General features: G+C 64.2%; 2 protein-coding genes and 1 pseudogene. All 3 read left to right on the plus strand.

The annotated features are described in order from the left end of the window. Positions 1 to 776, plus strand: a 776-nt coding sequence (locus HP546_RS29565) for an OprD family outer membrane porin (protein WP_172233232.1), incomplete at its 5' end; no start/stop codon positions are given. 46 nt (positions 777 to 822) lie between these two features. Further along, a complete protein-coding gene (locus tag HP546_RS29570; protein ID WP_172233235.1) occupies positions 823 to 1803 on the plus strand; it encodes a tripartite tricarboxylate transporter substrate binding protein in 981 nt (326 codons plus the stop codon). 37 nt (positions 1804 to 1840) lie between these two features. After that, a pseudogene (locus tag HP546_RS31605) lies at positions 1841 to 2065 on the plus strand (hypothetical protein); the annotation flags it as partial.

A 2065-nucleotide genomic window follows, 5' to 3' on the forward strand; every position in this document is an offset into this window, starting at 1 on the left:
TTACCTCGAAGGAGATCAAGGGCCTGACGTTCACCGGTGGCCGCCTGGACAAGGCCAAGGACCGCAACGACACCAACTGGGAAGACCTGGCCCTGAACAACAAGAACGGCCGCTTTGGTGGCTCGTTCAGCGCCGACAACCTGGCCCTGGGTGGCCTGGACTACCAGTTCACCGACCGCATCACCGGCAGCTACCACTTCGCCCAGCTCGACGATATCTACCGCCAGCACTTCATCGGCATGGTCGCGACCCAGCCGTGGGGCCCGGGTACCTTCGGCGCCGACCTGCGCCTGGCAGTCAGTGACGACGCCGGCGCCGCCAAGGCCGGCAACATCGACAACACCACGGTCAACGGCATGCTCAGCTACAGCCTGGGCGGACACAAGGTCAGCGGTGCCTGGCAGCAGTTGTCCGGCGACAGCGCCTTCCCGTATGTCGATGGCGCCGACCCGTATCTGGTCAACTTCGTCCAGATCAACGACTTTGCCGGTGCCGACGAGCGTTCCTGGCAGGCGCGCTACGACTACAACTTTGCCGCGCTCGGCGTACCTGGCCTGACCTTCATGACCCGCTACATCAGCGGCGACAACGTCAGCCGCGCCGCCGGTGGTGAAGGCAAGGAGTGGGAGCGCAATACCGAACTGAAGTACGTGGTACAAAGCGGCGCGCTGAAAAACGTCGCCGTGCGCCTGCGCAACGCCACCTTCCGCTCCAACTTCGCCCGGGATGCCGACGAAGTGCGGCTGCTGGTGAGCTACAGCGTGGCGCTGTGGTAAGCCAATAGCGATAACCCGATAACAACAACGCTCACGGAGATCGACGATGACCTTTTCACTGCGCCGCCTTGTCCTCGCTACCGGCTGCCTGCTGCTGGCCGGCAACGCCCTCGCTGCCGAACCGAAACGCCCCGAATGCATCGCCCCGGCCTCGCCGGGCGGTGGCTTCGACCTGACCTGCAAGCTGGTGCAAAGCGCCTTGGTGCAGGAAAAGATCCTCAGCAAGCCGATGCGCGTCACCTACATGCCCGGCGGTGTCGGCGCCGTGGCGTACAACGCCGTGGTTGCCCAGCGCCCGGGCGATGCCGGCACCCTGGTGGCCTGGTCCAGCGGCTCGTTGCTGAACCTGGCCCAGGGCAAGTTCGGCCGCTTTGACGAGAACGCAGTCAAATGGCTGGCTGCGGTCGGCACCAGCTACGGCGCCATCGCGGTGAAAAGCGACTCGCCCTACAAAACCCTCGATGACCTGGTCGCGGCGCTGAAGAAAGACCCGAGCAAGGTCGTGATCGGCTCCGGCGGCACCGTCGGCAGCCAGGACTGGATGCAGACCGCGCTGATCGCCAAGGCCGCCGGCATCAACCCGCGTGACCTGCGCTACGTGGCCCTGGAAGGCGGCGGCGAGATCGCCACGGCACTGCTGGGTGGGCACATCCAGGTCGGTTCGACGGACATCTCCGACTCCATGCCGCATATCCAGAGCGGCAACATGCGCATCCTGGCGGTGTTCTCGGAAAAACGCCTGGACGAGCCGGAAATGAAGGACATCCCTACCGCCAAGGAGCAGGGCTACGACATCGTCTGGCCGGTGGTGCGCGGCTTCTACCTGGGGCCAAAGGTGAGCGACGAGGACTACGCCTGGTGGAAGGCCTCGTTCGACAAGATGCTGGCCTCGGAAGACTTCGCCAAGCTGCGTGACCAGCGCGAACTGTTCCCGTTCGCCATGACCGGTGAAGAGCTGGACGGCTATGTGAAGAAGCAAGTGGCTGACTACAAGGCACTGGCCAAGGAATTCGGCCTGGTCCAGTAAGCCTCCAACGACACCCGCTCTTTGTAGGAGCGGCCTTGTGTCGCGAAAGGGCTGCAAAGCAGCCCCAGCGATTTGTGCACCGCTGCTGGAATCGTGGGGCCGCTTCGCAGCCCTTTCGCGACACAAGGCCGCTCCTACAAAGGATCTGCGTCTTGCCGAACAACAAGAGGATTCCTTGATGATCCTGCAACGCATCTTCGCCCTGGCCCTGCTGGCGGTGTGCGCCGTCCTGGCCGTGATGGCCTGGCCCTACCAGGCGGCG

The organism is Pseudomonas sp. CM25 (assembly GCF_013179705.1).
Classification (GTDB): Bacteria; Pseudomonadota; Gammaproteobacteria; order Pseudomonadales; family Pseudomonadaceae; genus Aquipseudomonas.